This is a genomic window from Cryobacterium sp. N19, from assembly GCF_002929595.1.
GTDB classification, from domain to species: Bacteria; Actinomycetota; Actinomycetes; order Actinomycetales; family Microbacteriaceae; genus Cryobacterium; species Cryobacterium flavum.
In genome coordinates this window covers 199,947-225,665 of sequence record NZ_PJJR01000053.1, presented here as the reverse complement: position 1 = coordinate 225,665, position 25,719 = coordinate 199,947, and the positions used below count along the sequence as shown (strand labels likewise).

General features: G+C 64.2%; 23 protein-coding genes. 13 read left to right on the top strand and 10 right to left on the bottom strand.

Annotated features, from left to right (window positions below; translation table 11 throughout):
* The first annotated feature begins 60 nt into the window (after positions 1-60).
* From whiA to CXY78_RS16870, 7 genes are all read left to right on the top strand, one after another.
* Positions 61-1,050: a DNA-binding protein WhiA gene (gene whiA / locus CXY78_RS16900; protein ID WP_104090362.1), complete on the top strand. Its 990-nt coding sequence runs from the start codon at positions 61-63 to the stop codon at positions 1,048-1,050.
* A gap of 124 nt (positions 1,051-1,174) precedes the next feature.
* The gene (locus CXY78_RS16895) at positions 1,175-1,801 is read left to right on the top strand and encodes a superoxide dismutase (RefSeq protein WP_104090360.1); all 627 of its coding nucleotides are present in this window, start codon (positions 1,175-1,177) and stop codon (positions 1,799-1,801) included.
* 111 nt (positions 1,802-1,912) lie between these two features.
* A complete protein-coding gene (gene gap / locus CXY78_RS16890) occupies positions 1,913-2,920 on the top strand; it encodes a type I glyceraldehyde-3-phosphate dehydrogenase (RefSeq protein WP_092340100.1) in 1,008 nt (335 codons plus the stop codon).
* A 10-nt stretch (positions 2,921-2,930) separates the two neighbouring features.
* Positions 2,931-4,145 carry a phosphoglycerate kinase gene (pgk, locus tag CXY78_RS16885; protein WP_104090358.1) on the top strand — a complete coding sequence of 405 codons (1,215 nt, stop codon included), beginning with the start codon at positions 2,931-2,933 and terminating at the stop codon, positions 4,143-4,145.
* Positions 4,136-4,936 (top strand): triose-phosphate isomerase, encoded by an 801-nt coding sequence (gene tpiA / locus CXY78_RS16880; protein WP_199182631.1) that lies wholly within the window; start codon positions 4,136-4,138, stop codon positions 4,934-4,936. Before pgk ends, tpiA begins: the two co-directional genes overlap by 10 nt.
* Positions 4,937-5,063: 127 nt before the next feature.
* Positions 5,064-5,315, top strand: coding sequence for a preprotein translocase subunit SecG (gene secG / locus CXY78_RS16875; RefSeq protein ID WP_092340102.1), 252 nt, complete (start codon positions 5,064-5,066; stop codon positions 5,313-5,315).
* A gap of 142 nt (positions 5,316-5,457) precedes the next feature.
* Positions 5,458-5,826, top strand: a complete 369-nt coding sequence (locus tag CXY78_RS16870; protein WP_092107849.1) for an RNA polymerase-binding protein RbpA — start codon at positions 5,458-5,460, stop codon at positions 5,824-5,826.
* Between the two features lie 63 nt (positions 5,827-5,889).
* On the opposite strand, the gene pgl is transcribed toward CXY78_RS16870, so the two are convergent.
* The 6 genes from pgl to tkt all read right to left on the bottom strand — a co-directional run bounded on the left by pgl (position 5,890) and on the right by tkt (position 14,193).
* The gene (gene pgl / locus CXY78_RS16865) at positions 5,890-6,681 is read right to left on the bottom strand and encodes a 6-phosphogluconolactonase (RefSeq protein WP_104090524.1); all 792 of its coding nucleotides are present in this window, start codon (positions 6,679-6,681) and stop codon (positions 5,890-5,892) included.
* A 2-nt stretch (positions 6,682-6,683) separates the two neighbouring features.
* The gene (locus CXY78_RS16860) at positions 6,684-7,646 is read right to left on the bottom strand and encodes a glucose-6-phosphate dehydrogenase assembly protein OpcA (RefSeq protein WP_104090356.1); all 963 of its coding nucleotides are present in this window, start codon (positions 7,644-7,646) and stop codon (positions 6,684-6,686) included.
* Positions 7,643-9,184, bottom strand: coding sequence for a glucose-6-phosphate dehydrogenase (gene zwf, locus CXY78_RS16855; RefSeq protein WP_104090355.1), 1,542 nt, complete (start codon positions 9,182-9,184; stop codon positions 7,643-7,645). The genes CXY78_RS16860 and zwf overlap by 4 nt, the downstream gene beginning before the upstream one ends.
* Before the next feature lie 109 nt (positions 9,185-9,293).
* A complete protein-coding gene (locus tag CXY78_RS16850; protein ID WP_104090353.1) occupies positions 9,294-10,895 on the bottom strand; it encodes a glucose-6-phosphate isomerase in 1,602 nt (533 codons plus the stop codon).
* Positions 10,895-12,025 (bottom strand): transaldolase, encoded by a 1,131-nt coding sequence (gene tal / locus CXY78_RS16845; RefSeq protein WP_104090351.1) that lies wholly within the window; start codon positions 12,023-12,025, stop codon positions 10,895-10,897. The genes CXY78_RS16850 and tal overlap by 1 nt, the downstream gene beginning before the upstream one ends.
* 74 nt (positions 12,026-12,099) lie before the next feature.
* The gene (gene tkt, locus CXY78_RS16840) at positions 12,100-14,193 is read right to left on the bottom strand and encodes a transketolase (protein WP_104090350.1); all 2,094 of its coding nucleotides are present in this window, start codon (positions 14,191-14,193) and stop codon (positions 12,100-12,102) included.
* A gap of 340 nt (positions 14,194-14,533) precedes the next feature.
* On the opposite strand from tkt, the gene CXY78_RS16835 reads away from it, so the two are divergent.
* The gene (locus CXY78_RS16835) at positions 14,534-15,454 is read left to right on the top strand and encodes a heme o synthase (RefSeq protein ID WP_104090348.1); all 921 of its coding nucleotides are present in this window, start codon (positions 14,534-14,536) and stop codon (positions 15,452-15,454) included.
* Between the two features lie 6 nt (positions 15,455-15,460).
* On the opposite strand, the gene CXY78_RS16830 is transcribed toward CXY78_RS16835, so the two are convergent.
* On the bottom strand, positions 15,461-16,048 hold the full coding sequence (locus CXY78_RS16830; protein WP_104090346.1) for a hypothetical protein: 588 nt from the start codon (positions 16,046-16,048) through the stop codon (positions 15,461-15,463).
* Between the two features lie 217 nt (positions 16,049-16,265).
* Entirely contained in the window at positions 16,266-17,204 is a 939-nt protein-coding gene (locus tag CXY78_RS16825; RefSeq protein WP_233206225.1) for a heme A synthase, read from the bottom strand.
* A gap of 291 nt (positions 17,205-17,495) precedes the next feature.
* On the opposite strand from CXY78_RS16825, the gene sufB reads away from it, so the two are divergent.
* From sufB to CXY78_RS16800, 5 genes are read left to right on the top strand one after another with little or no spacing between them, the layout of a single operon-like run.
* Positions 17,496-18,914, top strand: coding sequence for a Fe-S cluster assembly protein SufB (gene sufB, locus CXY78_RS16820; protein ID WP_092340111.1), 1,419 nt, complete (start codon positions 17,496-17,498; stop codon positions 18,912-18,914).
* Positions 18,915-20,162: a Fe-S cluster assembly protein SufD gene (sufD, locus tag CXY78_RS16815; protein WP_104090343.1), complete on the top strand. Its 1,248-nt coding sequence runs from the start codon at positions 18,915-18,917 to the stop codon at positions 20,160-20,162.
* Positions 20,163-20,164: 2 nt separating this feature from the next.
* Positions 20,165-20,491, top strand: a complete 327-nt coding sequence (locus CXY78_RS16810) for a non-heme iron oxygenase ferredoxin subunit (protein WP_092340113.1) — start codon at positions 20,165-20,167, stop codon at positions 20,489-20,491.
* 60 nt (positions 20,492-20,551) lie between these two features.
* On the top strand, positions 20,552-21,316 hold the full coding sequence (sufC, locus tag CXY78_RS16805) for a Fe-S cluster assembly ATPase SufC (RefSeq protein ID WP_104090342.1): 765 nt from the start codon (positions 20,552-20,554) through the stop codon (positions 21,314-21,316).
* 4 nt (positions 21,317-21,320) lie between these two features.
* Positions 21,321-21,650 (top strand): metal-sulfur cluster assembly factor, encoded by a 330-nt coding sequence (locus tag CXY78_RS16800; protein WP_092107875.1) that lies wholly within the window; start codon positions 21,321-21,323, stop codon positions 21,648-21,650.
* Positions 21,651-21,707: 57 nt separating this feature from the next.
* Here the strand turns inward: CXY78_RS16800 and CXY78_RS16795 are convergent, their stop codons facing one another.
* Positions 21,708-24,263, bottom strand: coding sequence for a polynucleotide kinase-phosphatase (locus tag CXY78_RS16795; RefSeq protein ID WP_104090340.1), 2,556 nt, complete (start codon positions 24,261-24,263; stop codon positions 21,708-21,710).
* On the bottom strand, positions 24,260-25,681 hold the full coding sequence (locus CXY78_RS16790; RefSeq protein WP_092340116.1) for a 3' terminal RNA ribose 2'-O-methyltransferase Hen1: 1,422 nt from the start codon (positions 25,679-25,681) through the stop codon (positions 24,260-24,262). The genes CXY78_RS16795 and CXY78_RS16790 overlap by 4 nt, the downstream gene beginning before the upstream one ends.
* Positions 25,682-25,719: the final 38 nt, after the last annotated feature.

The following is a 25,719-nucleotide window of genomic DNA, read 5'->3' as shown; positions in this document are numbered from 1 at the left end:
GGCTCCCCGGGCTTTTATCACTCAGACGTAACGCAACTGATCAACAGAATGGAAAAGCGATTGGCACTCACCGCCGACGTTAAAGAAGAACTTTCGCGCGTGGAGGTCTCCAAGACCACCGTGCGCGCGGCCGAATTGGCCACGATTCTCCGATTCTCCGGCGGATTGCACATGATCAGCAGCCGCATCGCGATCGAGTCCGAACTCGATACCGCCATTCTGGCTCGCCGGGTTCGCAAAGATCTTGCCGAGTTGTACGGGGTGCGCAGCGCCCTGCAGGTCATTGCCGCCACCGGCATCCGTCAGTCCAGCCACTACCTCGTGCAGGTGATCGAGGGCGGGGAGACGCTCGCACGCCAGACCGGCCTGCTGGATGCCCGTCGCCGACCGATTCGCGGTCTGCCGAACCGGCTGACCACGGGCTCGCGAGAAGAGATCGCAGCCGTCTGGCGCGGAGCCTTTCTCGCCCACGGCACCTTGACCGACCCGGGGCGCTCTGCGGCCCTCGAGGTGATCTGCCCTGGCAACGAGGCGGCCATGGCACTGGTTGGAGCGGCCGGCCGGCTGGGTGTCGCGGCCAAGGCACGCGAAGTGCGCGGAGTGCACCGCGTCGTGATCCGCGACGGTGACGCCATTGGCGCCATGCTCGTGCACATGGGCGCCACCAACACGGTACTCAACTGGGAAACCCTGCGTCAGCGTCGCGAAGTGCGCGCCACCGCCAACCGCCTGGTCAACTTCGACGACGCCAACCTGCGTCGTTCCGCCGAGGCGGCCGTCGCCGCCTGCGCTCGGGTGCAGCGTGCCATGGACATTCTCGGCGAAGATATTCCCAAGCACCTGCGCTACGCCGGAGACCTGCGCCTCAACTTTCGCGACTCCAGCCTCGACGAGCTCGGCCATCACGCCGACCCGCCCATGACCAAAGATGCCGTCGCCGGTCGAATTCGTCGCCTGCTGGCCATGGCCGACAAGAAAGCGGTCGAGCTCGGCGTCGAAGGAACCGACGTTGACTACCCGGTTCACCCCGATGACGTTTCGCCCCGGTAAATCGTGCGATCCCGACGCGCGAGGTGACGAATTCTGTGCCGCGCAGGCCTCGCGGGTAGACTGAATCGTCGCTTACAACGCTGCCGCACCCGGTGCGGTGGCACAACTCACAAGGAGATAAGTAATGGCCGAATACACCCTGCCCACCCTTGACTATGACTATGCGGCTCTCGAGCCCAGCATCAGCGGCACCATCATGGAACTTCACCACGGCAAGCACCACCAGGCGTATGTCACCGGCGCAAACACCGCGCTGACCCAGCTCGCCGAGGCCCGCGACAGCGGCAGCCTCGCCAACGTGAACAAGCTGGAGAAGGACCTCGCCTTCAACCTCGGCGGCCACGTCAACCACTCCATCTTCTGGACCAACCTCTCCCCGAACGGCGGAGACAAGCCGGTTGGCGAGCTCGCCGCAGCTATCGATGACAACTTCGGTTCCTTCGACAAGTTCCAGGCGCACTTCACCGCTGCCGCCCTGGGCGTGCAGGGTTCCGGCTGGGCAGTTCTGGCCTGGGACTCCATCGGCCAGCGCCTCATCATCCAGCAGTTCTTCGACCAGCAGTCCAACTTCGCTGCTGGTACCGTTCCGGTACTCATGCTCGATGTCTGGGAGCACGCCTACTACCTCGACTACCGCAATGTGCGGGCGGACTACGTCAAGGCATTCTGGAACATCGCCAACTGGGCGAACGTTCAGGAGCGTTTCACCGTGGCACGCGAGAAGACCAACGGCCTGCTGCTACTCTCATAGCCTGCCGGTGCCCCACCCCCGCATTTCGGTGCGCGGGCGGGGCACTGCTGTTTTCCTCCAGTACTATTTTTCATCGCGCCACTCGGCGCCCTTTTCTAACAGGAGTTATTTGTGTCCGTAAAGATCGGCATCAACGGATTCGGCCGTATTGGCCGTAATTACTTCCGCGCAGCCCTCGCCAAGGGCAGCGACATCGAAATCGTCGCCGTCAACGACCTCAGCGACCCCGCGTCGCTCGCTCACCTGCTTAAGTACGACTCCGTCGCCGGCCGCTTGAACGCGACTGTCGAGGTCGACGGTGACAACATCGTCGTCAACGGCAAGCCCATCAAGGTTCTCGCCGAGCGCGACCCGGCCAACCTGCCTTGGGCCGCCCTGGGCGTAGAGATCGTCATCGAGTCCACCGGACGCTTCACCAAGGCCGTCGATGCCCAGAAGCACATCGAGGCCGGCGCCAAGAAGGTCATCGTGTCCGCCCCGGCGACCGGTGCCGACGTTGCAACGCTCGTGCTCGGTGTGAACGAAAACACCTACGATGCCGCGATCCACAACATCATCTCGAACGCGTCCTGCACGACGAACTGCCTCGCGCCGCTCGTCAAGGTCTTCCTCGACAACTTTGGCATCGAGCGTGGCCTCATGACCACGATCCACGCCTATACCGCGGACCAGAACCTGCAGGATGGCCCGCACAGCGACCTCCGCCGTGCCCGTGCAGCTGCGCTGAACATCATCCCGACCTCGACCGGTGCCGCCAAGGCCCTCGGCCTGGTCATCCCGGAGAGTATCGGCAAGCTTGACGGTTACGCGCTGCGCGTTCCAGTTCCGACCGGCTCGATCACCGACCTCACGCTCACCGCATCACGCCCGGTCACGGTCGAAGAAGTGAACGCTGCCTACAAGGCTGCAGCAGAGGGCCCCCTCAAGGGCATCCTCAGCTACACCGAGGACCCGATCGTGTCGAGCGACATCGTCGGCGACCCACACTCCTCGATCTTCGACGCCGGCCTCACCAAGGTGATCGGCGACCAGGTCAAGGTCGCTTCCTGGTACGACAACGAGTGGGGTTACTCCAACCGCCTCGTCGACCTCACCGAGTTCGTCGCCGAGCGACTCTAACGGCCGCGCGGTGACGTTACGCACGATTGACTCGCTAGGTTCGCTTACCGGCAAGCGGGTTATTGTCCGCTTCGACCTGAATGTCCCGCTAAAAAGCGGGCAGATCACCGACGACGGACGAGTGCGGGCGTCACTGCCCACCCTCAACGCCCTCGTCGCTCAGGGCGCCCGCGTGGTGATTGTCTCTCACCTCGGGCGCCCCGACGGGGCCGTTGATCCTCAGTACAGCCTCGGGCCGGTGGCCTCCCGGCTGAGCGAACTGGTCAACCTCCCGGTTGCCTTCGCCACCGACACCGTTGGCGCCTCAGCCACCGCGGCTGTCGCAGCACTGGAAAACGGCGAAATCGTCGTGCTGGAAAACCTGCGCTTCAACGCCGGTGAAACCAGCAAAGTGGATGCCGACCGCGTCGCGTTCGCCCAGCAGCTCGCGCTGCTCGGTGACGCCCTTGTTTCGGATGGCTTCGGCGTAGTCCACCGCAAGCAGGCCAGCGTCTTCGATCTGGCCTCGCTGCTGCCGAGCGCGGCTGGCCTCCTCATTGCGGCCGAGCTCGACGTGCTTGATCGTCTCACCGAGAAGCCGGAAGCGCCGTACACCGTCATCCTCGGCGGTTCCAAGGTCAGCGACAAGCTCGGCGTCATCGGACACCTGCTTCCGCGCGTGAATTCTCTGCTGGTCGGCGGCGGCATGCTTTTCACCTTCCTCGCCGCCCAGGGCCACAAGGTTGGCGCAAGCCTGCTGGAAAGCGATCAGATCGAGACGGTGCGCGGATATCTGGCCGAGGCCGATCGCCTCGGCGTCAAGATCGTGCTCCCCACGGACGTCGTCGTGGCCTCGAAGTTCGGTGCAGATGCCGAACACGTGATCACCCCGGCCGACGGCATCGAGAACACCCCGTTCGGTGCTTCCGGTCTCGGCCTGGATATCGGGCCAGACACGGCGGCGGCTTTTGCTGAAATCATTCGTGCGTCCCACACCGTGTTCTGGAACGGCCCAATGGGCGTATTTGAACTCGCACCGTTCGCGGAGGGCACCCGCACGGTAGCCGCCGCTCTCACCGAGGTCACCGGCCTCAGCGTGGTTGGTGGCGGCGACTCGGCTGCTGCCGTGCGTATCCTCGGTTTCAACGACGACCAATTCGGTCATATTTCTACCGGCGGTGGCGCGAGCCTCGAGTTCCTCGAGGGCAAGCGTCTACCAGGACTGGAGGTCCTCGGATGGCAGTGAACATTAACCCTCGGCGTACTCCGCTGATTGCGGGCAACTGGAAGATGAATCTGGACCACCTTCAGGCCATCGCTTTCGTGCAGAAACTCGCCTGGAACCTAAAAGACGCCAACCACGACTTTGCCGCGGTCGAGGTGGCAGTTTTTCCCCCGTTCACCGATCTGCGCAGCGTGCAGACTCTGGTATCGGCCGACAAACTTCCGCTGGCCTTTGGCGCGCAGGACGTGTCCGCCCAGGATTCCGGTGCGTATACCGGCGAGATCTCGGGTGCTTTCCTGGCCCAGCTGGAATGCCAGTACGTCATCATCGGGCATTCCGAACGCCGTACCCTGCACAATGAGACCGATGAGCAGGTCGCCGCAAAGGTGACCGCCGCACTCAAGCACAACCTTGTGCCGCTGATCTGCGTTGGCGAGAGTGCCGAAGACCTCGCGACGCACGGTCCGAGCGCCGTTCCGGTCGCCCAGCTGCGGGCCGCCCTCGCGGGTGTCACCAACGCGGCGGACATCGTCGTCGCGTATGAGCCGGTGTGGGCCATCGGGTCTGGGCAGGCCGCCACGCCGGAGCAGGCCGAACAGGTCGCCGCGGCGCTGCGTGGCGTTCTCACCGAGACTCGCGGCCAGGACGTAGCCGACAAGACCCGCATCCTCTATGGCGGTTCGGTCAAGAGCGGTAACATTGCCGCGTTCATGCGGGAACCCAACGTGGACGGTGCCCTGGTTGGCGGTGCCAGTTTGGATATTCCGGAGTTCTCCAGCATCATTCGGTATCACAAGCACGTCGGCGTCTAAACCGACGCGTTCCTGACATCGCCGGAGCGAGGTGGTTGCCGCTGGCAACCGCCTCGCTCCGGCGTGAAGGTATAATTACGTTGTCTAGGCGCCAGAGTTGCGCCCACCGTGTTTTGAAAGGTTTCGTGTGGAGATTCTCCAGGTCGTCATGCAGGTGCTCGTCGGTATAACGAGCCTCCTGCTCACCATGCTCATTTTGCTGCACAAGGGGCGGGGCGGTGGGTTGTCGGACATGTTCGGTGGCGGCGTAACCTCCAACCTCGGCGCATCGGGAGTTGCCGAGCGCAACCTCAACCGCATCACTGTCATTCTGGGACTGCTGTGGATCTCCTGCATTGTCGTTCTTGGATTGATCACCAAGTTTGATACAGGGGCTTAACTTTTCGCCCTGTGCGGAGTTACCCTGAAACGAAGCCAACCAGAATTCTGGGCACAGTTATTCACCAGCACATCTCAGCACCAGCAGCAGCAATAAGAGCTCGACTGCAGCACACAACTGCACGGATATACGGAGGAACAAGATGGCATCAGGCGGAAGCGCAATTCGTGGCTCGCGTGTCGGCGCAGGCCCCATGGGCGAGCAGGACCGCGGTTTTCACGCGGATCGCATCAAGGTTTCCTACTGGGACGCACTCGGCAATGAGACCGTACGGTACTTTGCCGCGAGCCTTCCCGACGAGGAAATCCCGGTCACCATCGATTGCCCATCGTCCGGGCTTCCCGCCGGCCGCGATAAGGAGAATCCTCCGTCCGTGGTGAAGCTTGAGCCCTACAAGACGCACTTGGCCTATGTCAAGGAACGTCGAACCGAGGAGGAAGCAGAGTCGCTCCTCGAAGAGGCCCTCAACCAGCTGCGCGTTCGTCGTGGCAAGTTGTCACCCACGAACTGACGTGTAACACAGCAAGGACCGGCCCTCGAGAGATCGAGGGCCGGTCCTTTTTCGTCGGGTCGCCTAGTACGTGGGCGCGATGAGGTTTTCAGGAACCTGGGCGGCAGCGTCACTGTCGACGAAGAACATCGTTCGGTACCGACCCTTGATGCCGGCAGCGGGGACCTCGTCACGGCTCGCGCCCGCCAGCGCCAGCCCGAGCGCTGAGGCTTTGTCTGAGCCGGCCAGAACAAGCCAAACCCGGTCAGAGGAGTTGAGTACCGGTCTCGTGAGCGACAAGCGGTCAGCGGGCGGCTTGGGGGAGTCGTGCACGGTGATGACACTCGCCTCACGCTCCCGAATACCTGAGCGGTGGGGGAACAGCGACGCAATGTGGCCATCCGGGCCAACCCCGAGAAACGTCACGTCGAAACGCGGATACTGGGCACCCTCCGGTGCGTGGGAGAGTAATTCTGCCGTGTACCGGGCCGCCGCTGCTTCCAGGGCGTCGTTACCGGCACCGACATCGATCGGGTCGTCCGAAGCACCGAACGCGTGGATGTTTTCCTTCGGAACGTCGATATGGTCAAGGAGAGCATCCCGGGCCTGCAATTCGTTACGCTCGGGATCGGCGCGGGGCACCCAGCGTTCATCTCCCCACCAAAAATTAACCCGGGACCAGTCAATGGTGTCGCGTGCGGCCGACTCATTGATGGCGGCCAACACGGCAATACCAACGGAACCACCGGTCAGAACAACATTGGCCTCGTCCTGCTCCTGCAGAACATCGACCATGTTCGTCAGGAAACGTGCAGCGACCGACCCGGCCAGCGCCTGCTTGTTCTGGTGCACCAGCACGCGTCGATCATTTGTCACGGTCACACTCCGGTTCCTTGGGACACCACGTCATCGAGTTGCGGCAGTCCGCGCGTGATGACCTCACCATACAGGTCGTCGGGATCCAGCCGGCGCAGTTCGTCGGCCAGACAGTCGCGCAGGCTGCGACGCTTGAGCGTAAGATCCTGCACCGGTTGCCCCGGCTGGCTGAGCGTGGCGATGTCGGGCACTTCACGCTCGAGCGAGATCGTTCCCGATGCGCGGGTGAGATGAACCCCGTGCACACCATGGGCGAGAGGTCCGGTGGTCAGTTCGCAGTCCACGGGCACCTGGAGCTGCATCTGCAGCCAGGCAGCCAACAGCGTGGTCGACGGCGAAGCGGCAGCACCGGCGACCCGAATCCCGACGATCGGTTCAAAGGGGGGCTGGTCCAGCACGGCCGCCAGCTGGGCGCGCCAAAGGGTCAGACGGGTCCAGGCGAAGTCGGTGTCGCCGGGGCGGTAGCTTCCGCACAGGTGATGCAGGGCTGCCTGCGGATCCGGCTGCGCCGACGCATCCGTTATTCTGCGGTAGGCGATGCGTCCGAGCGGTGAGTCGCCGGGAACGGCCGGAGCGGTACCCGGCCACCAGGCGACGACGGGAGCATCGGAGAGCAGCAGGCCGGTGACCAGGCTCTCCGGGTCGTTGGCAGCATCGCCGTACACACGCAGAACGATGACCTCGCTCGCACCGGCATCACCGCCCACGCGAATTTCTGCGTCCACGCGTGCGTCGGGTGTGGCCGCGGTGGAGCCGGGCTCCTGGGTCGACACGACGATGACGCGCATCGGATGCTCGCGGGAGGCATCGTTGGCGGCCTCGATGGCCTCCTCCTCGTGCCCGAGAGTCGAGGCAATGATCAGGGTGAGCACACGGCCGAGGGCGACAGCGCCACCCTCTTCCCGAATACGCACGAGCGCCTTCGAGATCTTCGCGGTCGTGGTGTTGGGCAGATCGACGATCATGGACGCCTCCAGGTGCGACCATCGCGGGCCAGTAGATCATCAGCGGATGTGGGGCCCCACGTTCCAGGGCGGTATTGCTCCGGCTGCCCCTGCGTGGCCCAGTACTCCTCGATCGGGTCGAGAATCTTCCAGGACAGTTCGACTTCTTCGTGACGGGGGAACAGCGGCGGGTCACCGAGCAGCACGTCGAGGATGAGCCGCTCATATGCCTCAGGGCTGGCCTCGGTGAATGCGTGGCCGTAACCGAAGTCCATGGTCACATCCCGTACTTGCATAACCACGCCGGGCACTTTCGATCCGAACCGGATCGTAACACCCTCGTCGGGCTGCACCCGAATCACCAGGGCATTGTGGCCCAGTTCGGCCGTCTGGCCGGGGGCAAAGAGGTACTGCGGGGCGCGTTTGAACACCACGGCGATTTCGGTGACGCGACGGCCGAGACGCTTGCCGGCGCGCAGGTAGAACGGCACGCCCGCCCAGCGGCGCGTGTCGATGGTCAGGCGGATCGCGGCGTAGGTCTCGGTGACCGATTCCGGGTTCATGCCGTCTTCTTCGAGAAAACCGGCAACCTTTTCACCGCCCTGCCAACCGCCGGCGTACTGGCCGCGCGCGGTTCCCAGACCGAGGTCGGCGGGCAGCCGAACCGAAGCGAGCACCTTTTCCTTCTCGGCGCGCAGGTCGGCGGCGTCGAACGAGATCGGTTCTTCCATTGCCGTCAGGGCTAGAAGCTGCAGAAGGTGGTTCTGAATAACGTCGCGCGCGGCACCGATGCCGTCGTAGTAGCCGGCGCGGCCGCCAACACCGATGTCCTCGGCCATGGTGATCTGCACGTGCTCGACGTGGTTGGCGTTCCACAGCGGTTCGAACATTTCGTTGGCGAAGCGCAGCGCCAGAATATTCTGCACCGTCTCTTTGCCGAGGTAGTGGTCGATCCGAAAGACGGAGTCGGGCGGAAAGACCGACTCGACGACGTCGTTAAGCTGCCGCGCTGTCTTCAGGTCGCTGCCGAACGGCTTCTCGATGACCACGCGACGCCATTGACCGTTTTTTTGCTCGGCCAAGCCGGATCGGCGCAGCTGCTCGGTGACCTGGGGGAAGGCCTTCGGCGGAATCGCCAGGTAGAACGCATGGTTGCCCATCGTTCCGCGTTCCCGGTCAAGCTCGTCGATCGTCTGGGTGAGGCGGGTGAACGCCTCATCGTCGTCAAAGGTGCCCGACACGAAGCGGATGCCCTCAGCCAGCTGCGCCCAAACGTCCTCGTTGAACTCGGTGCGGGCGTGTTCCTTGACGGCGTCATGCACAACCTGCATGAAGTCCTCGTTGTCCCAGTCTCGGCGAGCGAAGCCGACGAGGGCGAAACCGGGGGGCAGCAGCCCTCGGTTAGCGAGGTCGTAAACCGCGGGCATGAGTTTCTTGCGCGCCAGGTCACCGGTGACGCCGAAGATCACGAGGCTGGACGGCCCGGCGATTCGATTCAGACGATAATCGGACGGCGACCTGAGCGGATTAAACTCCGGGGTAATTTCCACCGGGGACATGCAGCTCCTTTGACGGGACAGTGCAGAAAATTGAGGACACGAAAAACGCAGGTGGTGCAGAAGCGGGTGGGGTTCCTCGCGGCCGGTGGCCGAGAGGAACCCCGGTTGGTTAGCCTAGGGCGTCGAACAGCGTGCTGATGTTCTGCTTGGGCTGGGTCAGGGTCAACGCCAGCACCGGACGCCCGTGCTCGGCGAGCACGCTCGCGTCGCCACTGGCCTGCGCCTGGATGAGTTCGCCGAAGGTGAACGGGCGCTCGGGAATGTCGAGATCCTCGGCCGGCGTGGCCAGAATTTGCAGGTAGACGGCCGTTGCCGGTCCGCCCTTGTGGAACTGCCCGGTGGAGTGCAGAAAGCGCGGTCCCCAACCGAAGGTGACCGGACGCTTCGACAGGGTGGCGAGCTTGGTGCGAATCTCGGCCAGTTCCGGCAGCGCGAGACGGTCGACGTAAGCCTGGACGGCGACGTAGCCGTCGGGGCCGAGCTCTTCGAGCAGGGCGTCTATCGCCGAGGCGAGGTCGCTTGCCGCTCCGATGACGTGCGGCGTGCCGCGCACTTCGATGCCGTCCGCGATGAACGCGGCCGGCTCCGGTGCGGGGCGAGCGTCGAGCAGACCACGCGTGGCGATCTTCGCCGACTCCACGTCGGGCTGGTCGAACGGGTTGATCCCCAGCAGACGGCCGGCAACGACCGTGGCGTATTCCCAGACCAGAAATTGCGCGCCGAGGGTTCCGCTGACGCGAATCTCGTCGCCCGTTTCGCTAAACAGCTCGGTGCCGGCGTCAGCCACAACCCGCACGAGCTGCAGGTCGGGCAGCGCTTCGGTCAGTTCCGGAGCACCCAGCTCCAGCACCACCGGCAGGATGCCGGTGCCGAGCTTGCCGGTGGATTCCGCGATCAGCTGTTCGACCCAGTCAGCGAAGCCCACAATGTGCGTGCCGTCCGAGACGATCGCGAGCTTGTCGCGGCGCGGAATGGTGGCGGCGATCGCCGCCCCGAGCACGAGTCCCGGGTTCTCCGGCGAGTCAACGGCCAGAGCCAGCGCGACGGACTCGGCCTCGTCGAGAAGCGCACCGACGTCAACACCGGCCAGGCCCGATGGCACCAGGCCGAAGGCGGTCAGCGCGGAGTAACGTCCGCCGACGGTGGGGTCGGCGTTGAAGACGCGGTAGCCGGCTTCACGAGCGGATGCCTCGAGCGGCGACCCCGGATCGGTCACCACGATGATGCGTTCAGCCGGGTCGATGCCGATGGCGCGGAACGCACGCTCGAACACGCGGCGCTGGCTGTCGGTCTCGACGGTCGAACCACTCTTGGACGAGACGACCAGGGCCGTTTCGGCCAGGTTGTCGTTCAGCGCGGACAACACCTGACCGGGGTCAGTCGCGTCGAGCACGGTGAGGTTCACGCCGGCCGTGCGGGTGATGACCTCGGGCGCGAGCGACGAGCCCCCCATGCCGGCGAGGGCAATCTGGGTGACGCCGCGAGCCTGCAGAGTTGCCCGCAGCTCCACGATCTCGGCCACGAGGGGGCGGGACACCGCGACGGACTCCGTCCAGCCGAGACGCAACGCGGCCTCAGCTTCGGCTTCCGGTCCCCAGAGGGCGGGGTCGAGTGCGGTGATGCCGGAGGCAACCAGGTCTGTGACCAGGGTGGGCACGGTGACGCGAACGGCGTCAGCTGCAGCGCCACTCACCGAGATGCGAAAGCTCATTAGACTGCCGAGCTGGTCGGGACCGCGGCGGTGAGGGCGGTCTGCACGGTGTCCAGCAGTTCGTTCCAGGACACCTCGAACTTGGACAGGCCTTCTTCTTCGAGCAGACGGGTGACGTCGTCGTAGGAGACGCCCTGGGCCGCCAGCGCGTCGAGGACGGCGTTCGCGGCGGCGTAGGAGCCGGTGACCGAGTCGGCCGGGATGACGCCGTGGTCGGCGGCGGCCTGCATGGTCTTCTCCGGCATGGTGTTGACAACCTCTGGGGCGACCAGCTCGGTCACGTAGAGGGTGTCGGGCAGGCTGGCATCCTTGACGCCGGTCGACGCCCAGAGCGGGCGCTGCTTGGTGGCGCCGGCCTTGATCAGGCCCAGCGCACGCTCGCTGCTGAATGCCTGCTCGTAGACCTGGTAGGCGAGCTGGGCGTTGGCGACGCCGGCCTTGCTCTTCAGGGCGAGGGCTTCGGGGGTGCCGATCGCCTCCAGGCGGGCGTTGATCTCGGAGTCGACGCGCGACACGAAGAACGACGCAACCGAGTGAATCGTGGAGAGGTCGATGCCGGCCGCCTTGGCCTGCTCGAGTCCGGCCAGATAGGCGTTGATGACCTGGCGGTGACGCTCCAGGCTGAAGATCAGGGTGACGTTGACGCTGATGCCGAGAGCGATGGTCGCCGTGATGGCTTCCAGTCCTTCAACCGTCGCGGGGATCTTGATCATCGCGTTGGGGCGGTTGACCTTCTTCCAAAGCTGCTGGGCTTCAGCAACCGTGCCGGTAGCGTCCCGGGCGAGGCTCGGCTCGACCTCGATCGAGACGCGGCCATCCTGGCCGTTGGTCGAGTCGTAGACCGGGCGGAAGATGTCGCACGCGGCGGCAACGTCGTCCGTGGTGATGGCGAAGACCGCGTCGGTCACGTTCGTCCCGGCAGCGGCCAGGGTCGCAACCTGCTCGGTGTACGCCTCACCCTTGGCGAGGGCGCCGGCAAAGATAGTCGGGTTCGTGGTGACACCGACGACGTTGCTGTTCTTGATCAGGTCCTGCAGCCCGCCGGAGTTGATGCGCTCACGGGAGAGGTCGTCGAGCCAGATGCTGACGCCGGCGGCGGACAACTGGGCGAGGGGGGAGGGGTTAGTCATTGTCAAATTCTCCTAATACTGCTGCTTTTAGGCAGCGATGCTGTAGCGGTTTAGTGGAGACGTAAGGGGCAACATCAGGCCGCGCTGATTGATTCCTTGGCGGCGGCGACGACGGCTTCGGTAGTGATGCCGAATTCGCGGAACAGCGTCTGGTAGTCAGCGGATGCCCCAAAGTGCTCGATCGAGATGCTGCGACCGGCGTCGCCGACATAGCCACGCCAGGTCAGCGCGAGGCCGGCTTCGACCGACACGCGGGCGGTGATCGCGGCGGGCAGTACCGATTCGCGGTATTCGCTGCTCTGCTCTTCGAACCATTCCAGGCACGGGGCGCTGACGACGCGGGCGTTGATGCCCTCGGCGGCGAGCTGGGCCCGGGCGTCCACCGCGAGCTGCACCTCGGACCCGGTACCGATCAGGATCACGTCGGGGCTGCCGCCGGCCGCTTCGGCCAGCACGTACGCGCCCCGGGCGACGTTCTTCGCGGAGGCGAAGATTTCAGCGGATGCATCGCCCTCACCACGCTCGTAGACGGGAATGTTCTGGCGGGTCAGGGCGATGCCGGCCGGGCCGCCCCGGCGTTCCAGGATGGTCTTCCAAGCCCAGGCGGTCTCGTTGGCGTCGCCGGGGCGCACCACGTCGAGTCCCGGAATAGCACGCAGGGTCGCGAGCTGTTCGATCGGCTGGTGGGTGGGGCCGTCCTCGCCGAGCGCGACGGAGTCGTGGGTCCAGACGAAGATCGACGGCGCCTTCATGAGAGCGGCCAGACGAACGGCCGGGCGCATGTAGTCGCTGAAGATGAGGAACGTGCCGCCGAACGGGCGGGTGTTTCCGTGCAGCACGATGCCGTTGAGAATCGCGGCCATGGCGTGCTCGCGAATGCCGAAGTGCAGCACCCGACCGTAGGAGTTTCCGGTCCATTCACCGGTGGAGTGCTCGCTCGGAATGAACGAGGCTGCGCCGCCGATGGTGGTGTTGTTCGATTCGGCGAGGTCGGCCGAGCCGCCCCACAGCTCGGGGATGACGCCGCCGAGGGCGGTGAGCACCTTGCCCGACGCCGCGCGGGTGGAGACCGCGGTGCCACCGGGGAAGACCGGGAGGGCGTCGTCGACGCCATCGGGCAGGTCGCCGGAGAGTACTCGGTCGAGCAGAACCTTGCGCTCCGGGTTGGCGGCGGCCCAGGCGTCGAACTTCACGGTCCACTCCGCGTGTGCAGCAATACCGCGCTCCAGGGCCAGGCGAGTGTGGGCGATGACCTCGGGGGCCACGTCGAAGGTCTTTTCCGGGTCGAAGCCGAGAACGGCCTTGACGCCGGCGAGTTCTTCGGCGCCGAGGGCTGAACCGTGGATCTTGCCGGTGTTCTGCTTCTTCGGGCTCGGCCAGCCGATGATGGTCTTGAGGATAATCAGGCTGGGCTTGCCCGTTTCGTTCTGGGCGGCTTCAATGGCCGCATTCAACTCGGCAACGTCTTCGACGTAGGAGCCGGTCTTCTTCCAGTCCACCGTCTGCACGTGCCAGTCGTAGGCGGCGTAACGAGCGGCGACATCCTCGGTGAAAGCGATGTTCGTGTCGTCCTCGATCGAGATCTGGTTGCTGTCGTAGATGGCAATCAGGTTGCCGAGCTGCTGGTGGCCGGCGAGAGAGGATGCCTCGCTCGTGATTCCTTCCTGCATGTCGCCATCACCGGCGATGACGTAGACGAAGTGGTCGAACGGGCTGGCGCCGGTGGCGGCATCCGGGTCGAACAGACCGCGTTCGAATCGCGACGCGTAGGCGAAACCGACAGCGGATGCCAGCCCCTGGCCGAGCGGGCCGGTCGTGATCTCGACACCGTCGGTGTGGCCGTATTCCGGGTGGCCGGGGGTTTTTGAACCCCAGGTGCGCAGGGCTTTGAGGTCCTCCAACTCGAGGCCGTAGCCGCCGAGGTATAACTGCACGTACTGCGTCAGCGAGCTGTGGCCGACCGAGAGAATGAACCGGTCACGACCGATCCACTCGTTGTCGGCCGGGTCGCGGCGCATGATCTTCTGAAACAAAAGGTAGGCAGCGGGAGCGAGACTCATCGCGGTGCCCGGATGCCCATTCCCAACCTTCTCCACGGCGTCGGCCGCCAGAATGCGTGCGGTGTTAACCGCCTGATCGTCAACGGAATCCCATTGGAAAGCTGCCACGTCACGTAACCCTTCATTGAAGCGAAGGCGGGTTGAGCTCAACCCATCCTTTGATAGTTGTGCAAGTGTCGGCAGTCGTGTCACCGGCCGGTCGCGCCATCTGAAGCGGACTGCAGGCGAAACATCACCCCCAGCGAGTTGGCCTACTGGTGCAGCCATCTCCCACCCGGGGGCTCGCCGAACTACTGATTCACTGTGGGGAGCACTACAAGTATACGGACGAATGTCAGGGGACGCTCGAAATGACGTGACATGACGACACATTCCGGATTGGTCCTCGGTGGAGCGTTGCTCAGGGCGTGTCCTAGAATAAGAGGACTTGCCTAGCGTTAGAGGATTAATGGACGTCGCCCTGAAGACCCCGGTCCGGAGCGGACCGCGCACACTGAATCGCACCCTCAAGGCCTACATCTCTCTCACCAAACCGCGAGTGGTCGAGTTGCTTCTGGTGGTGACGGCGCCCACGATGCTGCTCGCCGAGCGCGGTATCCCCAGTCTCTGGCTGATTCTCGCGACGCTCGTCGGTGGGTCGCTCAGCGCTGGGTCCGCTGGTGCCTTCAACTGTTACCTCGATCGCGATATCGACCGTCTCATGAAGCGCACCAAGAATCGCCCCCTGGTTACTGGAGAACTCAGCGACCGCGAGGCGTTGATCTTTGCGTGGGCGTTGGGCGCGGCATCCATTTTGTGGCTGGGTCTGCTGACCAACTGGCTGGCCGCTGCGCTGTCGTTCGGCGCGATTCTGCTCTATGTCGTGTTCTACACGATCATTCTCAAGCGTCGTACCCCGCAGAACATCGTCTGGGGCGGTGTGGCCGGTTGTATGCCCGTGCTCATCGGCTGGGCGGCGGTGACCGGCGAACTGTCCTGGCCCCCGGTCATTCTGTTCATGATCATCTTCCTGTGGACACCGCCGCACTACTGGCCACTATCTATGAAATACCGAGCCGACTACCAGGCCGCTGGCGTTCCGATGCTCTCCGTCGTGCGTGGTCGGGCTCAGGTGGGCCTGCAGGTCATCCTGTACGCGTGGGCCACGGTCGCCTGCTCGCTTCTGCTGATTCCGATCGGCGACATGGGCCTGCTCTACAGCTTTACGGCCCTGGTCACGGGTGGCTGGTTCATCTACGAGACGCATCGCCTGTACAGCCTCGCGATTCGGCACGAGCATGTGTCACCGATGCGTGTCTTCCACGGATCCATAGCCTACCTGACGCTGCTGTTCGTGGCCGTCGGAGTGGATCCGCTGCTTCCGTTCTAGGTGGCGCTAGACCCTGCGGGTGAGTCGGGTATCGATCTTGCCGACGTCGGCCGAATGGATCACAACCGTGACCACCCGTCCGGTCAGGGCCATCGCCGTTGCCGTGAAGTCGAAGGTCGTCACGGTGATAGCTGCCAGCGCCGTGTCGTCGATGACCAGGTTCGACCGGTGTGCCAGCGCGAGTTCAATCTCCGACTGCTGATGCGTGTGCCGTTCGGCCCACAACTGCGACCCGAAGTCGTACGGGTTCTTGGCGTAGTTCATCACAATGTACTGCAGGTGCTGGTTGAGTGCGTCTCGGATGGGGTCGCCGCCGCGATTGGTGGAGCCCGGCACATCGGTGAAGACGAAGCCGCGCAGTTCGGCGATGCCAACCGGACCGGCCGGGGAATCCTCGAACCAGAAATTGCCGGAGGGGTCAGCGAGCCAGTAGTGTGCCTGCGCTTCGAGGGTGCGGCCGTGGTTGCCGTACCAGCTCCAGCCGCGTTCCTGCAGGCGCGGCTGACGCACAAAACCGAATACCGGAGGGCCGTACAGGGCAAGGTGCGCCGCGTCGTCTGGCGGCTTCGATTTGGCTCCCGGTGCGACATGCATGTCTGGAGAGTACACCGGCGGCCCTCGTCCGGGGAGTGCCGCGCGGCAATTGCTAATTGGAGGTCTAGGCCCTACGAGTTGCCACCTTCGGCCCCATCAGCCGCGCGAGACGACACGCTCGGCCCCATCAAAGCAGTTGAAGGGGCCGAAGCTGTCTTCTCACCCCTGCAGAGTCATATTCATGGGGCTGAAGTTGTCGTTTCGGGGTCATGATCTGTTAGCTACGAACCTGCTCGTGTGCCGTTTCCGGAACCTCGGCCGTGACTGCTCTGGGAGCCTTGAGGTTCAGCACAACCAGGGTCATGGCGGCCGCGAGCACGCAGGCCAGAACCATGTGCAGGCCGACCAACAGCGGCGGTAGTCCCAGGTTGGCCTGCAGGAGCCCGACCACAATCTGCACGAGCTCGATCATCAGGAGCGTGACGACGAATGAGCGCACCGGCAGCTTGCCGCGAACGGACGCCAGGAGCAGCACGACCGTCAAAACCAGCGTCGCGTAGCCCGGCCAGGCGTGCAGGTGTTCAAGCAACTCGGCGTTGAAGCCGGTACGTCCGGCGTCCGCATCGCCGGAATGCGGTCCGGAGGCTGTGGTCAGTACCCCCATCAGCACGGTGAGTGCGACGACGAAACTCGTAGCGTGGGCGAGCCTGGCAAAACCAGCGGGAACAACACGGGCACGCGGCCCCGGAGCAAGGTAGACCCGGTGCACGAGAACGGTGGCAATACACACCATGATCAGCGACACCGTGAAGTGGAAACCGACGATGAACGGGTTCAGCCCGGTCAGCACGGTGACCCCGCCGACGAGTGCCTGGGCGAGAACGCCGGCGGCGAGAATCACTGCGAGAGCGAACAGATCCTTGCGCTGGGTGCGCAAGCGCCAGAGCAGAATAACGGCCGCGATGGCGATAATGCCGATCAGACCGGTCATCAAGCGGTTAGCGAACTCGATGACCCCGTGTATCCCCATTTCCTCTGTCGGCACGATCGAGCCGGCTACGCAGGTCGGCCAGGTGGGGCAGCCGAGCCCGGAGCCGGTGAGACGAACGGCCCCGCCGGTTCCCACAATCAAAATCTCCGTCACGAGCGACAGCCAGGCGACCACCCGAATCCGTCCGTCGATAACACTGGGTAGCCGTAGGTACTTCGGATTCACCGGTTCTGCTCTCTCTGTCAAACTTATGAACGCGCACCCTCTGATCGTGCCCTGTACAAATGTGAATCGACCGCAAGAACTCGTATGTTGCTGATCAACCTGTAGAATTGGGAACTCCATGGAGATCCATCTTTAGTTCCATGAATATTCTAGGTACGCAACGTAGCTGTCCACACAACCCGTTCCTCGTGGTCTCCACTGAATTCAGCTCCATCGAGTTGATCAGTACGGCGGCCGTGCGGGAATGACCGGACTAATATCCGGGTTGTGATGGGTAGAGAAGAGGTAATAATGTCGGATGTCCTGCTAGACCGTCCCGACCTTGAGGGGATTGGCACCTACGAATTCGGGTGGGCCGATTCAGACAAGGCCGGAGCATCCGCTCGCCGTGGTATTTCCCCCGAGGTTGTCACTGACATCTCGAACCTGAAATCCGAGCCGGACTGGATGCTGCAGCGACGGCTCAAGGCTCTGCAGCTGTTCGAACGCAAGCCCATGCCCACTTGGGGCGCCGATCTTTCCGAGATCGATTTCGACAACATCAAGTACTTCGTGCGCTCAACGGAGAAGCAGGCCCAGACCTGGGAAGACCTGCCCGACGACATCAAGAACACCTACGAGAAGCTCGGAATTCCAGAAGCTGAGCGTCAGCGCCTCGTCTCCGGCGTTGCAGCCCAGTACGAGTCTGAAGTGGTCTACCACCAGATCAACGAGGAGCTCGAAGCCCAGGGCGTCATCTTCATGGACACCGACACGGCGCTCAAGGAGCACCCGGAGTTCTTCGAAGAGTACTTCGGCACCATCATCCCCTCCGGCGACAACAAGTTCGCCGCGCTCAACACGGCCGTCTGGTCGGGGGGATCGTTCGTCTACGTGCCGCCCGGCGTGCACGTCGAGATTCCGCTGCAGGCCTACTTCCGCATCAACACGGAGAACATGGGCCAGTTCGAGCGCACGCTCATCATTGCCGACGAGGGCAGTTACGTGCACTACATCGAGGGCTGCACCGCCCCGATCTACAAGTCTGACTCGCTGCACTCCGCCGTGGTCGAGATCGTCGTGAAGAAGAACGCTCGCGTTCGCTACACGACCATCCAGAACTGGTCGAACAACGTCTACAACCTCGTCACCAAGCGGGCCACGGCCGGCGAAGGCGCCACGATGGAATGGATCGACGGCAACATCGGTTCCAAGGTCACCATGAAGTACCCGTCCATCTACCTGATGGGCGAGCACGCCAAGGGCGAGACGCTCTCGGTGGCCTTCGCCGGCCCCGGCCAGCACCAGGATGCCGGCGCGAAGATGATCCACATGGCTCCGTACACGCAGTCGTCGATCGTCTCCAAGTCCATCGCCCGTGGCGGCGGGCGCAGCGGGTACCGCGGTGAGGTTCGAGTGGATGCCTCCGCGCACCACTCCGCCAACACCGTGCGCTGCGACGCTCTCTTGGTCGACACCCAGTCGCGTTCCGACACCTACCCGTCCATCGACATCCGTGTAGATGACGTGCAGCTCGGCCACGAGGCCACCGTCTCCCGCGTCAGCGAAGAGCAGCTGTTCTACCTGATGAGCCGTGGTATGCCCGAAGACGAGGCCATGGCCATGATCGTTCGCGGATTTATCGAACCGATCGCCCGGGAGCTCCCGATGGAGTACGCCCTCGAACTCAACAAGCTCATTGAAATGGGCATGGAAGGATCCGTCGGCTAAATGTCCGCCGCTTCAGCGCTTTCGAAGAGCGCTTCAAAAACTGTGCCCGAACCATCCACACCCGCTACAAGCGCGTCGACTCTGACGCCCGGCCAGCACGGAATCAAAGAACACTCCGACGGACGTTTCGGCTACGTGCCGGTGCAAACCCGTTCTGACCGTTTCAAAAGCGTCAACGTCGCCGACTTCCAGGCCGTCACCGGCCGCGAAGCCGTCTGGAAGCACTCGCCCGTCGCCAAATTCACCGACCTCACCGCCGGCGATCTCGACGGCTCGCGTTACCTCATCGAGTCAACTCCGTCGGCCGATATCTCGGTTGCGTGGGTGCCCAGAACGGATGCCCGCATCGGGACTGCCGGTCTGCCGGAAGAACGCGCCGCAGCCAACGCCTGGGGCGTCTTCGACGACGCCCTCGCCATCACGGTCAGCGGCGAGGAAGCCAAGGAGATCACGGTCACCCGATCGGCCCTCGGTAACACTGCCCGCGGCGCCCACACGATCATCGAGGCCAAGCCGTTCAGCCAGGCCACGGTCATCCTGGCGAACACGGGTGACGCCCGGCTCAGCGAAAACGTTGAGATCATCCTCGGCGAGTCCGCGAACCTCACGGTCGTTTCCCTGCAGGAATGGGACGACTCGGCGGTGCACCTGGCTAACCATTTCGCATCCATCGGTCGTGACGCGCGGCTCAAGCACGTCGTCGTCTCGCTCGGCGGCAGTATCGTGCGGGTCAACCCGTCGGTACGTCTCGCCGGACCCGGCTCGGACACGTTGCTCCTCGGCCTGTACTTCGCGGATGCCGGCCAGCACCTGGAACAGCAGGTGTACGTCTTCCACGACGCACCGAAGAGCCGCAGCCGGGTCAACTACAAGGGCGCGTTGCAGGGCCAGGACGCCCGCACAGTCTGGATCGGCGATGTGCTGATCGGCAACAAAGCTGCCGGCACCGACAGCTACGAGCAGAACCGCAACCTCGTACTCAGCGAGGGCACCCGCGCCGATTCCATCCCCAACCTGGAGATTGAAACCGGCGACATCGTCGGAGCCGGTCACGCCAGTGCCACCGGACGTTTCGACGACGAGCAGTTGTTCTACCTTCAGTCTCGCGGTATCACCGAGAAAGAAGCGCGGCGCCTGGTCGTGCGCGGATTCCTCACCGAGGTCGTGCAGCAGATTGGTTCCCCCGAACTTGAAGCTCGGTTGCAGCTCGCAATCGAAGCCGAACTTATTGGAACGGACGACAAGTAAGCATGGCCGCAACGAAGATCTGCGCTCTCGATGAGCTCGAAGTAAACCAGGCTGTCAAGGTCGAAATCGACGGGGTGGCTATCGCCCTCGTGCGTGACGCCGCCGGCGACGTGTTCGCCATCGGTGATACCTGCACGCACGGTGACATCTCCCTGTCCGAGGGATTCGTGGAAGGCCAGACGCTCGAATGCTGGGCCCACGGCTCGATGTTCTCCCTGACCACGGGCAAGCCGCTGTCCCTGCCGGCGTATGATCCGGTCCCGGTTTACAACGTTGAACTCATCGACGGGTTCGTCTTCGTCGATCCGTCCGTCACCGTCGCGGTATAGGCCTGCTCAGGCAGTACCGCCCCCACCAACTTAAAGAATTTAGAAAGGGATTAGACATTCATGTCTGTTCTTGAAATCAAAGACCTGCACGTCACCGTCGAGACCGACCAGGGCACCAAGCAGATTCTGCGCGGCGTCAACCTCACCATCAACGAGGGCGAAATCCACGCCATCATGGGCCCGAACGGCTCCGGCAAGTCCACCCTCGCCTACACGATCGCCGGCCACCCCAAGTATCACGTCGAGAGCGGCTCCATCCTGCTCGACGGCGCCGAAGTACTCAAAATGACAGTGGATGCCCGCGCCCGTGCCGGTCTCTTCCTCGCCATGCAGTACCCGGTCGAGATTCCCGGAGTGACCGTCACGAACTTCCTGCGTACGGCCAAGACGGCCATTGAGGGTGAAGCCCCACCGATCCGCACCTGGATCAAGGATGTTCGCCAGTCGATGACCAACCTGCGCATGGACAAGACCTTCGCCGAGCGCAACGTCAACGAGGGCTTCTCCGGTGGCGAGAAGAAGCGCAACGAGATTCTGCAGCTCGAACTCCTCAAGCCCAAGTTCGCCGTGCTCGACGAGACCGACTCCGGACTCGACGTCGACGCACTCAAGATCGTCTCCGAGGGCGTCAACCGCGCCAAGGCCAACACCGGCCTCGGACTTCTGCTCATCACGCACTACACGCGCATCCTGCGCTACATCCACCCCGACTTCGTGCACGTGTTCGTCAACGGACGCATCGCCGAACAGGGCGGCTCCGAGCTCGCCGACCGCCTCGAGGACGAGGGCTACGATCGCTTTCTTGTCCCGTCGAACGTAGGCTAGTCCTATGGCCTCAACACTCAGTCCGGCTCGCTTCGACGAAATCGAAGAGGCCCTCAAAGACGTCATGGACCCGGAACTCGGCATCAACGTCGTCGACCTCGGGCTCATTTACGACCTCGGCTGGGACGACGAGAACAACGCGCTCATCATCCACATGACCCTCACCTCGGCCGGCTGCCCGCTGACCGATGTGCTCGAGGAGCAGACGGCTGAGGCCCTCGATGGTGTCGTCGACCAGTTCCGCATCAACTGGGTCTGGATGCCGCCGTGGGGTCCGGAGAAGATCACCGACGACGGTCGCGACATGATGCGAGCCCTCGGCTTCGCCATGTAGCACGTGTTCGTCCTGAAGGCCCCGCCAGCACACGCTGGCGGGGCCTTTGGTTTTGGTTTAGAGCCGGGGGTCGACCGGTTCTGATTCCATAGCAAGCACGCCAAAGACGGCCTGGTGCACCCGCCAGAGCGGCTCATCGGCGACAAAACGTTCGACCGCTTCGACGCCGAGTGCGTACTCGCGGAGCGCCATTGAGCGTTTGTGCCCGACATCCCGGTCGCGCAGGCGCGCCAGGTTGGTTGGATCGAGGTAATCAGGTCCGTAGATGATCCGCAGGTATTCGTCCCCGCGCACCTTGATGCCCGGCTGCGCGAGCGATCGCGTTCCGCGAACGAGGCCGGCGACCGGCTTCACCACCATGCCTTCACCACCGGCATTGGTCAGATCTTCCCACCAGGTCGTGGCCGCGGCCTCCGATTCAGCCGAGGTCAGGTCGACGTCGATGTGCCGGGTGCGACGGATGAACTCCTCGTCTGCGGCGGCGAGACGGTCGGCGATGGCGAGGTGCCAGGAGTGATCCTGCCCCAGTTGGCTTGCTCCTTCTGAGGCGAGCAGCTGGAACGGGGCAAGCTGCACGCCGTCCACCCCAGACACCGGCTGGCTGTAACGCCGGTAGGAGTCTCGGTAGGCCTCGGCGTTAGACGCGCGGTGCTGCGTGCGGGCGAGCAGGTCGGTCACGTCGACACCCCGGTCGACGGCGGCCTGGAGAACCCGCGACGCGGCCGGCAGGGCGCTCGTTGCCGCGGCTGCGACGCTCGCGTACTGCTCTCGGATCATTGGCCCCGCTTTGAGCGACCAAGGAAGCAGCTCGGCATCGAAGAGCAACCAGGATGTCTTGAATTCCGACCACAGCCCGGCCGTCTCGGCGGCTCGGTCGAGACGCGAGAGAAAGTCGTCGGTCGTCGACTCGTCGAAGAACGGCCGGCCCGTGCGGGTGTGGACTGCTCCGCGCCACCCCTCGGGCGCGCCAAAACGGGTGGCGACTCGGGTCAGCAGCACGACCGCGCGGGAGCCCATGTGCTTCTCCTCGCAGATCAGACGATCGAGGCCCTCACGGCGGTAGGCCGCGAACGCCTCGGCCGGGTGCTCCAGGATGCCGTCGCGATCCGACACGTGCGGCGGGCTCATGGTCGGGGGCAGGTAGACGAGGCGCCGGGGGTCGGTGGCGAACCGGCTCATGACCTCGAGCGCCCCGGCAGCATTATCCTCACGGATTCCGACCTTGCCGAAAACCCGAGTCTCGACGATCTGCTTGCCGAGCACGTCATCTATTCTGAGGAGCCCAGGATCACGTGTCACGGCTCCTGCGGCCACTCCGCCGCTGGATTCGCGAGCGCCCATGGGCGCGACCGGCTCATACCAGACGCTTTCGGCCGGTACGTCCACTATTTCCTTCTCGGGATAGCGGAGGGCGCTGAGCTTTCCACCGAACACGCAGCCAGTGTCGAGGCACATAGTGCCGTTGACCCACTCCGCTTCGAGGGTGGGGACGTGGCCGTAAAGCACGGTGGCTTTTCCGCGGTAATCCTCGGCCCAGGGCAGCCGTACCGGCAAGCCATAGTCGTCGGTCTCGCCCGTCGTGTCGCCAAACAACGAGAATGCTCGCACGCGGCTCGAGGCTCGTCCGTGGTATTTCTCGATCAGACCGGCGTGCGCGACGACTAGACGGCCCTCGTCCAAGACGAGGTGCGACACCAGATCGCGGCAGAAGTGCAAAACCTCATGGCGAAACTCCTCGGTCTCGCTCGACAGCTGTGCCAGTGTCTCGGCGAGGCCGTGGCTCGTCTGCACCTTCTTTCCGTCTAGCGCGCGCACGAGCTTCGCCTCGTGGTTGCCCGGCACGGCCAGGGCGTGGCCGGCCGCGACCATGCCCATGGCGAGTCGCAGTACTCCGGGGGTATCGGGGCCGCGGTCGATGAGGTCGCCCAGGAAGATCGCGCGGCGCCCTTGAGGGTGCACGGCGTCAATGGGGCGATCCTCGTCATCGCGCATGAGCTCGTAGCCGAGCTTGCCCAATAGCGCCTCGAGCTCACTGCGGCAGCCGTGCACGTCGCCAATGGCGTCGAACGGGCCGCTTTCGTCGGAACGGTCGTTGAGAAGGGGTTCCCGAACGAACTCCGCGGCCGCGATTTCGTCCAGCCCGGATAGCATGTGGACCCGCCGGAAGCCCTCCTTGCCGAGCTGTTTAAGGGAACGTCGAAGCTGATCGTGCTGACGCTTGATGACGGATGCCCCGAACGTGCGGTCGGCGCGCGCGGCGTTGCGCTCGACGCAGACGCTCTGCGGCACGTCGAGCACGACGGCGACCGGTAGGACGTCGTGTGCTCGCGCGAGCGCTACGAGTGAGCGGCGAGCATCCGCTTGCACGTTGGTGGCGTCGATAACGGTCAGGAGCCCAGCGTCGAGGCGTTTTCCCGCGACGAACCGGAGCGCCTCGAACGCTGCGGACGTCGCAACCTGGTCGTTTTCGTCGTTGGAGACGAGCCCGCGGAAGAAGTCGCTCGACAGTGTCTCGAACTGTCCGAAGTGGGTGGCGGCGAAGGTCGACTTTCCGGAGCCGGAGGCACCGACGAGCACCACGAGCGACAGGTTGGGAAGAGGTAGGCGTGTCATAGGTTGGTGGCCTTGCGGAACAGGGCGAGCTGGGTCGGGGAGCCGAGTTCGACGTCGACGTCGCCGACCGTGCGGTACTCGACCGAGTAGCCGCGGCGAGCCGCGACTTCAGCCGCCCAGGCAGCGAATTCGGCCCTGGACCACTCGAATCGGTGATCGCGGTGCCGGAACGAGCCGGCGGGCAAGGACTCATACCGGGCATTGAAGTCGGCGTTCGGCGTTGTCACGATAACCGCGCCGGGAGCGGCTGCTCCGAACACGGCCGACTCGAGCGCCGGGAGCCGCTCCAGGTCGAGGTGCTCGATCACCTCCATCAGCACGATCGCGTCGAGGCCGGCGATGCGGTCGTCCTGGTACGTCACCGACGACTGCGCGAGGTGCACCCTCTCGTGCTGTCTATCACTGGCCTCACGCAAGTTGAGCGTTCGCGCAGCCTTGACCAGAACGCTCGCCGAGACATCGCAGCCGATGATCGTCGTGAACGCAGCTTCCGCGCTCAGGCGCTTCAGCAGCGTGCCTTCGCCGCATCCGACATCGGCTACCGTGTGCGCTCCGACGTCGTGCAGGGCCGTGAGCACGGCCTCGGCGCGCTGCTGGGCCAGCGGTGCCGAGCCGGACTGCTCGCTCGGCTCTGCCAGCTCGGGCGCAGGCAAGTCGTCTAGGTCGTTCAACCGGGTGTCCGCGGAAAGCCGTGCTGTGGCCTCGTTGACCATCGACGGCTGATGCGCCAGGTAGCGGCGCGTGATGAGTTCGCGCTCGGGGTGGTGAGGCAGCCAGCCAACGCCTGCGCGCAGGAGCTTGCCGATTTCGTCGTCCGACACCCAATAGTGCTTGGCGTCGTCGAGCACGGGCAGCAGCACATAAAGGTGCCGGAGCGCGTCGCTGAGCCGGACCTCACCGCGCAGCACGAGGTCAACGTAGACGGAATCGCCCCACTCCGGGAACGCCGGGTCCAGCGGGATCGGCGTCTCAGTGACGGACCAGCCGAGCGGTTCGAACAGTCGCGTGACGAGGCCGGCGGTGTCGCGGCCCCTGGCCGGCACGGCCGCCACGGTGATCTCGAGGGGTAGCGCGGATGCTGCGAGCTCGGGAAACGACTCGCTCGTCCCGTTCATGGCCGTGCGGAAGACCTGGCCCAGCGCGACGGCGACCATGGAGGAGGACGCATATGGACGGTCGTTCACGTAACGGGCGAGTGTGGCCGCGTCGCTTCCCCGGAAGCGCTTGTCGCGCACCAGACCGATGGGGTCGACTTCGAGGATCAGCGCTACCGTGCAACGTTCATCGGACACCTCAGGGTAGAAAACGTGCGCTGTTCCGACACTCAGCGGAAATGCCTGCGCTCGATCCGGGTGCTTGCGAAGCAGGTGGCTCAGATTGGATGCGGCGGGCGCGGTCGAGGTGACGGTGACGAGCACGGGGTCCTTCCTTCAGGCAACGGTAGCCGCCAGTCTAT

Bases quoted from the DNA above. Each gene is read 5' to 3' on its own strand.
- CXY78_RS16895 (WP_104090360.1), top strand. From the start codon at position 1,175: ATGGCCGAATACACCCTGCCCACCCTTGACTATGACTATGCGGCTCTC.
- tpiA (WP_199182631.1), top strand. From the start codon at position 4,136: ATGGCAGTGAACATTAACCCTCGGCGTACTCCGCTGATTGCGGGCAAC.
- CXY78_RS16870 (WP_092107849.1), top strand. From the start codon at position 5,458: ATGGCATCAGGCGGAAGCGCAATTCGTGGCTCGCGTGTCGGCGCAGGC.
- CXY78_RS16860 (WP_104090356.1), bottom strand. From the start codon at position 7,646: ATGATCGTCGATCTGCCCAACACCACGACCGCGAAGATCTCGAAGGCG.
- zwf (WP_104090355.1), bottom strand. From the start codon at position 9,184: ATGTCCCCGGTGGAAATTACCCCGGAGTTTAATCCGCTCAGGTCGCCG.
- CXY78_RS16850 (WP_104090353.1), bottom strand. From the start codon at position 10,895: ATGAGCTTTCGCATCTCGGTGAGTGGCGCTGCAGCTGACGCCGTTCGC.
- tal (WP_104090351.1), bottom strand. From the start codon at position 12,025: ATGACTAACCCCTCCCCCCTCGCCCAGTTGTCCGCCGCCGGCGTCAGC.
- CXY78_RS16835 (WP_104090348.1), top strand. From the start codon at position 14,534: ATGGACGTCGCCCTGAAGACCCCGGTCCGGAGCGGACCGCGCACACTG.
- CXY78_RS16830 (WP_104090346.1), bottom strand. From the start codon at position 16,048: ATGCATGTCGCACCGGGAGCCAAATCGAAGCCGCCAGACGACGCGGCG.
- sufB (WP_092340111.1), top strand. From the start codon at position 17,496: ATGTCGGATGTCCTGCTAGACCGTCCCGACCTTGAGGGGATTGGCACC.
- sufD (WP_104090343.1), top strand. From the start codon at position 18,915: ATGTCCGCCGCTTCAGCGCTTTCGAAGAGCGCTTCAAAAACTGTGCCC.
- CXY78_RS16810 (WP_092340113.1), top strand. From the start codon at position 20,165: ATGGCCGCAACGAAGATCTGCGCTCTCGATGAGCTCGAAGTAAACCAG.
- sufC (WP_104090342.1), top strand. From the start codon at position 20,552: ATGTCTGTTCTTGAAATCAAAGACCTGCACGTCACCGTCGAGACCGAC.
- CXY78_RS16800 (WP_092107875.1), top strand. From the start codon at position 21,321: ATGGCCTCAACACTCAGTCCGGCTCGCTTCGACGAAATCGAAGAGGCC.
- CXY78_RS16795 (WP_104090340.1), bottom strand. From the start codon at position 24,263: ATGACACGCCTACCTCTTCCCAACCTGTCGCTCGTGGTGCTCGTCGGT.